This window comes from Alteromonas sp. AO-Serp, from assembly GCF_017849675.1.
Taxonomy (GTDB): domain Bacteria; phylum Pseudomonadota; class Gammaproteobacteria; order Enterobacterales; family Alteromonadaceae; genus Alteromonas; species Alteromonas macleodii.
This window is the reverse complement of sequence record NZ_JAFLMX010000072.1, coordinates 1-8,649: the sequence shown is the minus strand read 5'-3', so window position 1 is coordinate 8,649 and position 8,649 is coordinate 1. Positions and strand designations below refer to the sequence as shown.

8 protein-coding genes and 1 pseudogene are annotated in these 8,649 nt (G+C 41.6%); 6 read left to right on the top strand and 3 right to left on the bottom strand.

Translation table 11 applies throughout. The features are described from left to right. Positions 1 to 318 precede the first annotated feature (318 nt). Both QVA83_RS06125 and QVA83_RS06120 read left to right on the top strand, forming a co-directional pair. Entirely contained in the window at positions 319 to 1,560 is a 1,242-nt protein-coding gene (locus QVA83_RS06125; protein ID WP_101564978.1) for a putative DNA modification/repair radical SAM protein, read from the top strand. Between the two features lie 16 nt (positions 1,561 to 1,576). Beyond that, the gene (locus QVA83_RS06120) at positions 1,577 to 2,383 is read left to right on the top strand and encodes a TIGR03915 family putative DNA repair protein (RefSeq protein WP_156078505.1); all 807 of its coding nucleotides are present in this window, start codon (positions 1,577 to 1,579) and stop codon (positions 2,381 to 2,383) included. Positions 2,384 to 2,506: 123 nt separating this feature from the next. Here the strand turns inward: QVA83_RS06120 and QVA83_RS06115 are convergent, their stop codons facing one another. Next, complete coding sequence (locus QVA83_RS06115) at positions 2,507 to 3,106, bottom strand: BON domain-containing protein (RefSeq protein WP_014949860.1); 600 nt, start codon at positions 3,104 to 3,106, stop codon at positions 2,507 to 2,509. A 444-nt stretch (positions 3,107 to 3,550) separates the two neighbouring features. Between QVA83_RS06115 and QVA83_RS06110 the strand changes: the two genes are divergently transcribed. Continuing rightward, on the top strand, positions 3,551 to 4,534 hold the full coding sequence (locus QVA83_RS06110; protein WP_014979601.1) for an endonuclease/exonuclease/phosphatase family protein: 984 nt from the start codon (positions 3,551 to 3,553) through the stop codon (positions 4,532 to 4,534). A 17-nt stretch (positions 4,535 to 4,551) separates the two neighbouring features. On the opposite strand, the gene QVA83_RS06105 is transcribed toward QVA83_RS06110, so the two are convergent. Then, on the bottom strand, positions 4,552 to 5,100 hold the full coding sequence (locus QVA83_RS06105) for a hypothetical protein (protein ID WP_014949862.1): 549 nt from the start codon (positions 5,098 to 5,100) through the stop codon (positions 4,552 to 4,554). A 555-nt stretch (positions 5,101 to 5,655) separates the two neighbouring features. Between QVA83_RS06105 and QVA83_RS06100 the strand changes: the two genes are divergently transcribed. From QVA83_RS06100 to QVA83_RS06090, 3 genes are read left to right on the top strand one after another with little or no spacing between them, the layout of a single operon-like run. Beyond that, positions 5,656 to 6,639 carry a glycosyltransferase family 2 protein gene (locus QVA83_RS06100; protein WP_014949863.1) on the top strand — a complete coding sequence of 328 codons (984 nt, stop codon included), beginning with the start codon at positions 5,656 to 5,658 and terminating at the stop codon, positions 6,637 to 6,639. Positions 6,640 to 6,661: 22 nt separating this feature from the next. Beyond that, complete coding sequence (gene gntA, locus QVA83_RS06095; protein WP_014949864.1) at positions 6,662 to 7,327, top strand: guanitoxin biosynthesis heme-dependent pre-guanitoxin N-hydroxylase GntA; 666 nt, start codon at positions 6,662 to 6,664, stop codon at positions 7,325 to 7,327. 27 nt (positions 7,328 to 7,354) lie between these two features. Further along, entirely contained in the window at positions 7,355 to 7,948 is a 594-nt protein-coding gene (locus QVA83_RS06090; protein ID WP_014949865.1) for a DUF1989 domain-containing protein, read from the top strand. Positions 7,949 to 7,979: 31 nt separating this feature from the next. Here the strand turns inward: QVA83_RS06090 and QVA83_RS06085 are convergent. Further along, positions 7,980 to 8,649 (bottom strand): annotated as a pseudogene (locus QVA83_RS06085) (Aq_1262 family (lipo)protein); the annotation flags it as partial.

The window sequence follows — 8,649 nt, the reverse complement described above, 5'->3', positions numbered from 1 at the left end:
ATACAAACTTTCGTCTATTCAATACATCAAGTAATTCACTCATATCTACTTAACCATATGCACCTTCCGCACCATATAGTTAATCTTTATTTTTCAGCAGCTTAGACCAACCCAAAACTTATACTAAAGGTGTATAAGGTACTTTCTACACACAGCAAGATAATATTTTCCTTTCAAATTTAATAAACTCACTCCCCTCAATGCTGTACACTTATACAGTATTAAGATATACCATAACAAGCAAAGTACTGGTATGGAATCTTGTTTTTTTCAGACCGTCTACCACGTACATTTGCCTAGAGAAAGTGACCATTTGCGATGCATGACAAACTCATTCAAAAACTCGAAATTCTTTCAGATGCCGCTAAGTATGACGCTTCTTGCGCAAGTGGCTCCGCCGGTAAACGAAAAGCAGGTAAAACTGACAAAAAAGGAATAGGTTCGCTCACAGGAGGGTCAGGGATATGTCACAGCTTTACCCCTGATGGTCGATGCGTATCATTACTTAAGATCCTAATGACCAACTATTGCATATACGATTGCCATTACTGCATCAATAGGGTGTCTAGCAACGTTCAACGAGCGCGTTTTACCGTTAAAGAAACGGTTGATTTAACGCTTAATTTTTATAAGCGTAACTACATTGAGGGATTATTTTTAAGTTCCGGTATTGTCGGCTCTCCTGACCTGACTATGGAGAGCATGGTGCGCATCGCGAAGTCTCTTCGCATTGATCACGGATTTAAAGGATACATTCATCTTAAGACCATTCCGAATGCATCTCCTGAACTACAGGCTGAAGCTGGCTTATATGCCGATAGGCTAAGTATAAACATCGAAATGCCGACACAAAATTCGTTGAACAAATACGCCCCGGAAAAAGACCTTGCTGAAATTCACGGTTCAATGAATACATTGAAAGACAAAATAAATGAACACAAAGTAGATAAGACCTACTCGGGTAAACGCCCACCTCGCTTTGCTCCTGGCGGACAGTCCACCCAGATGATCATAGGAGCCGATGACTCAAATGATAAAGTTATCCTTGGCACGAGTGTCAAACTGTATGGTCAACAAAAATTGCGGCGCGTTTATTATTCTGCATTTTCGCCCATCCCAGATGCGTCTGAAGTCTTGCCTCTTAAACCGGCGCCACTTATCCGTGAACACCGACTTTATCAGGCCGATTGGCTCCTGCGCTTTTATGGATTTGGTTTAGATGAAATCGTACACAACGACATGCTAGATATGGAGCACGACCCCAAGCTTGCGTGGGCGCTACGCAATCGCCACATATTTCCCATCGATTTAAACAAAGCTGACAAGCTACTTTTATTGCGAGTTCCTGGACTGGGAGCACGCACAGTACAAAAAATTTTGGCTATTCGACGTTACACAAAGCTTAGCTGGTTCGATCTCACAAAAATGCGTTTGCCCTTACAAAAATTAAAACCGTTCATTACTGTTAGTGATTATTCCCCCGCTATCCATTTGCTCGATAGCAGTAACTTTGAACAGCAATTTAAACAACCAAAACAGTTTGAATTGTTCAGCGCTTAATCTAATTGGTACCACAATGAAAAAAGTAACAATTTCATCAGTGCCCGGATACGACGAATGGCGAAAAGCATCGAGAGAATGTCTAGCCCAACACATACCTCCCGAGAACGTTACATGGCAAACTTCGCAATCTAACCAAGACGACTTGTTTGCCGTGGCCGATTCGGCCAACGCTATTGGTGAAAGCCAAACGAATTACAGAATTCCTAGAACAGTTTTAACGCTGTTGAAGTATGCGTTATGCCACCAAGCCCCCGATCGTTTCGCTTTATGTTACCGCGTTTTATGGCGAGTAGTTTTCGAAAACAGAAACCTTATTCACTTAAAAACTGACGAAGATGTGTTGCGTCTCAACATGCTGGCTAAAGCAGTAAAACGCGATGCATATAAGATAAGTGCTTTTTTGAGATTTCGAGAAGTCGTACTTGACGGACAAGAGCATTTTATTGCGTGGTATGAACCAGAACACTTCAGCTTGGAAATGAAGCTCGATTTTTTTCAGACGCGTTTTAAAAATATGTGTTGGTCAATACTTACCCCTTATCGAGCTGCGCATTGGAATACTAAAACACTTGTTTTGGAAGATAATCCTGACCCTAGTATCATTCCAAATGATGACAGAATTGAAAAATACTGGCTTACGTATTATGCAAATATATTTAATCCTGCCCGCGTAAAAACAAAGGCAATGTTAAGTTCAATGCCAAAAAAATACTGGAAGAATATGCCTGAGATGTCGCTTATTAACGATATGATACGCCACTCGGATGCTAGAGCACGTAAGATGATACTAAATGGAAAAAAGGTGGAGAATGGTGAATGAGTCCTCCTGACAAATATTAGCAGCTGTGCTTCCCTTGTTTTTTGCGATTTGGAAAGCTCTGTAAAACGTGACCAGAAAAAAAGGGGCCGAGGCCCCTTTTTTTTGTGTAAAGCAACAATGATATTAGTTCATCGCAGTTTCAGTAACTACACGAAGGTTGCTTTCAACATCTTTTACGTCAGATGCATTCTTGGCAATTTCCACAGCTAGATCACGCTCAGCATCAGAATCAACGTCGCCAGTCAGTGTTACTACACCGTTTTCTACGTCAACATCGATGTCGAAACCTGAAATATCGGTATCCATAAGAAGACGAGTTTTGATTACTGTGGCGATTTTGGCGTCAGTTAACTCGCTTGTGCCTTCGTCAACAGTATCTTCCATGTCATCTGACATGTCGCCTTCCATATCTTTGTCAGAGACAACCGTTAGCTTGTTGTCTACAGACGTTACACCGTCAATATTCGCTACTAGCTCTTCCGCTAGCTTTTTATCAACAGAGTTCTCAACCTTACCAGTAAGAACGACATTACCGTTTTTAACGTCAGTGTTAATGTCGAATGAATCAAGGTTACCATTGAACAACAGCGTTGCTTCTGCTTTGCCATCAATCCATGCGTCTTTGGCACCTTTCTCCCATTTGTTGTCTGTGTCCATGTCACCTGCATATGCAGCTGTAGTCAAAGTTGTAGCAACAATCATAGAAATAAGTGAACGTTTCATAACATTTCTCCTTTGTCGAAACTCGTAGATAGTCATGCCAATTCCTTGCCAACAAAATAAGACATTGTTTTATATGATAAATATTAAGAACCCGGGCTAGTTAAGTAAGTTTTGTTTTGCAAACTTTGCCTTTGTTTGAGAACTTTTTACTTAATTTTGTTAATGCTCAAAACTCGTCAACTTCACTTAAGAAAAGCACCTTTCAATTGTACTAGGGGATATCTTTTTGTCGTTGGCCGCCGCTAAATTGCAGTGATACTTAGGTTAAACTTATTTCACAAAGCTGCCGTAGTTATAACGATTTGTATCGCTTCACTGGGGCCTGTTGACCTTTGTTGCACACCAAAGGTCAACAGGCCCTAGCTATAGTCACCAATTTAGTTTTGCAGACAGAAGCAACAGGTGGAGTGTTTTTCGTTAATTAAACTCAAGGACCAACTAGACATGGATACTGCACTTACTGCTGTTTCAGTCTTATTTATAGCCGTAAGCTGGGCCCCTTTGCTTCCTTCTTCTCATTGGTTAGTAAGAGTGTGGGAATTTCCGCGACTACAAATAGCAGCTATCATTTCTTTGTTAATTGCTGGGCATATTTTTGAATCAACCTATTACGCACAGATAGATAGCCTAGCAGTAATTATTGTCGCTGGATTAACAGTTAGCCTTATTTATCAGGTTATCTGGATCATTCCTTATACCCCTCTGTATAAAAGAGAAGTTAGGCACGTCGAGGTTGAGAGTGCGAGCCAAAAGCTAAGTGTTTTATCAAGCAATGTGTATATGCCTAATGACGATTTTCGCAAGCTCATTGAACATGTACGTAATAAACAACCTGATTTTCTCGTAACGTTGGAATCTAATGAGAAGTGGCAGAAAGGCATCAGTGAAATTGAATCTGAATACCCGTATCGTAAATTTTGCCCACTCGAAAACCTCTACGGTATGCATCTTTATAGTAAGCTTCCCTTTGAAGAGGTCTCATTGCGATTTCTAATAGAAGAAGATGTGCCGTCTATGAAAGTTAAAATTAATCACCACGGACAAGATGTCACGCTATATTTTCTTCATCCAAAACCACCAAGCCCAACAGAAAACACGTATGCAAAGCCCAGAGACGTAGAACTTACTGTTGTGGGGGAAGAAATAGCTGAAACAGAGGGCCCTATTGTCGTCGCTGGCGATCTTAACGATGTAGCTTGGTCACCTACTACCAGAAAGTTCAAGAAAATAAGCGGACTTTTAGACCCACGAGAGGGGCGCGGTTTTTTCAATACATTTCACGCGAAATATCCTTTAGTGAAATGGCCGTTAGACCACGTATTTCACTCGGAACATTTTGCATTGGTCAATATAGAGAAACTTGAAAGCATAGGCTCAGACCACTACCCGCTTTATACCGAACTAGCGCTAATCACGGACAAGGAGTAATACTCAAGACTGTAAATCTAATGAGAGCTACGGTGTTTGACACACCACATGAGGCTATCACACGCCTCTTCACGCTTTTTAAAATGGGCTAGCCCTATTAGCTTGTTATCCCGAGGCCAAACCGCTTGGTTTAGCACCTCTTGATCTTCTGCCGATAGTTGTTCGCTATCTAACACAATCTCAACCGCTTTTTTGTTGGGTTTTATTAATGTGGGGTTAGCTTCTTTGACCAGAGCAGAGTTCACACAAATATACTCTCTCTTAACAGGGTCTCTCACCACGCCGATGTAGTTGTTGTCACAAATTATAGCTGGCCAGCCTTCCGTTATTCTGCTCTGTCCAAACATTACGAGTGTAAAAGCAACAAGAACGAAAAGTGTTAAACCGATAAATTGAGCGCTCAAATCTGGTGCTACACTTACAATAACGCCGACAACAGCTGCGAAAAATATCCAGCCGCCAAATACTCTGCGCATAGCATTTGGTGAGATACCAGATATAACATCAACCACCTTTAATGATTGTTTGTCATAGTGTCGAATAAATACAGACGATTGTGATTCCACAGCCTTTGTCCACCAGAAAAAATACGAAATTCAGAAATTAATACGTTACAAGTAAGGCTGAAGATTTACCTACACTCTGAGTGAGTAAAAACCAATAATATGAGATTAGTTCTACTCGAAAGAAAACGTGTTAAGCAATATTTGTAGGAATATTTAAACTATTGAATTGTAATGTTTAACCTACTAACCAAGCATATCAAAATATGTGGGAACGGCAAAGCAATTACGCGCTAGATGCACAGTAAAACAAGACTTATGAAAAGAAGCGTCATGTTAATCTGCAAATTAGAACAGACCACCAAAAATTAACATAAAAAACTGCTGTTGGCCTCCATACATTCGTTTGTAAATTTTTCTCTCACTTTGCACCTCTTGCTTGCCTTGGCGCTCAACCATTGCTGAAAATACTCAAAAACAGAACTTGAAAACAAAACTTTTACTTGATAATCAACAATTTACAAAACAGGAACACTCTTTGCTTCTACGAAAGTATAACGTTCAACGTTTCATGTCGTCGTTATTACAGGTTCAACAAATTAGAAAGGGAGGAAGAGTATGCGTTCACCAATAAGTGCAGTAACTATTGTTAAGAGCAGAACTGAGAAGCTGGCCAATTTGATTACTCAGTTAGAGCAATGCTCTCCAACGCCAGATGAGCTAGTCATTGTTTGGATGGCACCTCCTTCTGATTTGTCACTCGTACGCAGTGACAAATTCGACATTGTTCACAAGTTTGTGACTCAAGATGCTCTTCCGATAGCGAAAGCGCGCAACAAGGGTATGTCAGCGGCCAAGCACGCGAATTTAGTTTACCTAAACGTAGACGCAGTTATTGCCCCATCGCTTTTTAGAGATGGCTTGCTTGCGCTTCGTGACAACACCGTAGTGTTCACATCAGTGGTGTTTTTACCCAACGAGCGCTGTTGTAAGCCCTACCGACAAATTTCAAAAGATGAAAAAGAAATCGGTTATTTAGCAAGTAATGACGACACGTTACCCGAAGACGACAATAACGAAATACCTTCAAGAGATCAGGAAATTAATCATGGAAAGTTTAGTGACGATAGTATTTGTTCTACAGTGTTTTTTATTCGTAAGGCAGACTTTCAGAAAACCGGCGGCTTCGATGAAGGCTACGCGGGTTTCGGACTAAACGACGAAGATTTCTTCACTAACTGTAGAGCATTAGGGTTTTCGTTAGAGCAACTGCCCACGCGAACATTTGCACCACATCGCCCTAATTATCAATGCCCGATAAATCACCTTTTAGACTTTGTTCATAATGCGCAGCGTTTTCACTCGAAGTGGGGATTTTACCCATGTGTTAATGTATTGAACGCGTATGCAGACCAAGGCTTTATTAATGCTGACTTCAAGCAAAACGGCATTAAGATCAAGCATCTCCCCCAGCAGGTAGAGGAAGACAAGGCGGACGCGCCGGTTGAGCAATTAACGGTAACCAACGCCCAAAACAATGTTGAATTTACGTCTTTTCATTCGCCGGAGAAAGGCTCTGACCTTTTAAGCACGACCGCATAAAACGCTTTCAGGGAGATATGGAATGTCTTTATTGAAACCGAATCTAACCGAGCGCTTTTTGTCGTTTGTAGGGGAAGCCGATTTCCCCTGCGTCGGAGCCAAAACAGCCCTCAATAAAAGCCAAATTCATGTGAATCAATACGACGATATTCGCTGTCCTCTCAACGAGACAGATATGTTGGCGTCAATTCACCAATTTGTAGAGTCGTTTGATCTTGAACGGGACATGTACTCCTCTTTGGTCGCAACTTTTGAGCTTCCAGATACGATAAGCGAAACTGAATTTGATCGGGTTTTATGGGAAAAATTGCAGCGTTTACACGAGATTGACGCCTGTTTAAAACCTTGGGATAGTAAAGTATCAAGTGACCCTCATAATGCTCAGTTTAGCTTGAGTTTAGGCGGAAAGGGTTTCTTTGTAGTTGGACTGCATCCAAATGCATCAAGAAAAAGCCGTCGATTTCCCTACCCTGCCATCGTGTTTAATTTACACGAGCAATTTGACATGTTGAGAAAGCAGAAGCGTTTTGAAGCATTCAAAGACCACATTCGTAAACGAGATACCGCGTACTGCGGAAGTAAAAATGAGCTACTCGCAAACCATGGTGATAGCTCAGAGGTATATCAATATAGTGGTGTAAAACATTCCGAAAACTGGGAATGCCCGTTCAAGCGGATTAAGCACTAAACCTAAATAAAAGGGACAAGTCACATAATGTTACAAACTATACAGCCAAGAAGCGGCACTGCATTTACTATGAAAAAAGGGGAAAGACTTAAAGTTATTGATCCAGAAGGTGAACAAGTGGCCGACCTCTATGCGTTCAATGAACACGATAAAAATGAGTTTATCTCTTCAGGACGAAGTTTAGATTACAATGAAAGCATCCAATTCAAAAAAGGCAGCTTGCTATACTCTAATCAAAGTAACGTGATGCTCGAAATTATTGAAGACACTGTAGAAGACCATGACTTTCTTTTGACTCCTTGCAGTGTTGACACGTTTAAGCATTTTTATCCCAATGAAGAGCCTGTACCTGGGTGCCACGGCAATTTAGTCGCGGCTTTTTCAGAGTTTGACATCCCAGAGCATCACGTTTGTACCACATTCAATACCTTTATGAATGTGGAGGTAGACGCCAAGGGTAAAATATCTGTTCTTCCTCCTAAGTCTAATGCCGGTGATTACACAATATTTGAAGCAAAGATGGATCTAATCGTAGGGTTAACCGCGTGTTCAGCGGGCGAGTCAAATAACTTCCGTTACAAACCGATTCAGTTTGAAATTTTACCCGCGGCTAACATCTAGCCGCGAGCGTTATCTTCTAAATAAACAAGCGCTACCGAGCTTCTGCAATGGCGCTTGGCTTTTCTTGTTGCCAGTTAAGTCGCATATCCCACTTGAAACGATGTTCAGGCTTAAGCGGTGGCTGTTCGGCATCAATAGTGCTTAACACGTTAGTCGCCTTAGTCAGCGTTGCGTCGCGACCGAACAAATAGCTTTGCTCTTTCACTATGGTCAAATACGCTTTGTTCAACGCATACGCGCGCTCTGGTGAAGGAGTAATGATGTCGTACACTGACTTGGCACGTTGCACTTCTTCCACCTTGACCATGCCTTTTTCATCAAACCATTTGGCCAGCATTTCTCCGTTTTGACGGAACTCATCGCCACCGCCCACGCGCTCCATATAAGTAAGGAACTCGCCTTTCTCCTCGTTAATATTTGGCACATCTTCAATTTCACGCAGGTCTATATAGCCCCACCCCGCTTGTCCGGGAACTTTCCGTGCAAATGAAAATGTTTGGTCAAAGGTTGACCCTACTGTTTTGTGACAGCCGTTACAAAACGCAAGCTCTTGAGCGTGCTGTGCACGAAGTTCGCCCTGCTCATTTTTCAATGAAGCCATTAATTGTCCAGCCAAAGCCGTTGTCTATTCCTTTTTCACCTAAGTAGCGGGTTTGAGGCAGCTTTTCAAAATGCTTATCTTTTGCTTCCGCATAATTGGC